Source organism: Serratia sp. HNCC26DJ244, from assembly GCF_057180565.1.
This window is the reverse complement of the sequence record NZ_JBXUGO010000132.1, coordinates 1-371: the sequence shown is the minus strand read 5'-3', so window position 1 is coordinate 371 and position 371 is coordinate 1. Positions and strand designations below refer to the sequence as shown.

Here is a 371-nt window from a genome sequence, read left to right as displayed (position 1 = left end):
AGTCGGCAGCAAGGCCTTTGCGGTCAACCCTGCCAGCGTGACGCTGACGGCGGACAGCAGCAACCTGAGCAGCAGTAAGTCTGTGCTGGCAGTCAGCCCGCCGAGTATTGTGGCTAACGGTACCCAGACCTCGACGTTGACCCTGACCCTGAACGATGCCAATGGCAATGGGGTAAGTGGTCAGACGGTGGAGTTTGTCCCTAACCTGGCCAACAGCAGCGTGGGTAACGTGACCGATAACAGCGACGGGACTTACACCGCAACGCTGAGCGGCATTACCGCAGGCACCGCGGCGGTTACCGTGACAGTCGGCGGCAAGGCTTTTGCGGTCAATAGCGCCAGCGTGACCTTGACGGCGGATAGCAGCAACC

Annotated in this window: 1 protein-coding gene; it reads left to right on the top strand. The window is 60.9% G+C overall.

Translation table 11 applies throughout. From position 1 onward, the window contains the following. The coding region (locus AC2A06_RS18935) for an Ig-like domain-containing protein (protein WP_484381307.1) at positions 1-371 on the top strand (371 nt) is incomplete at both ends.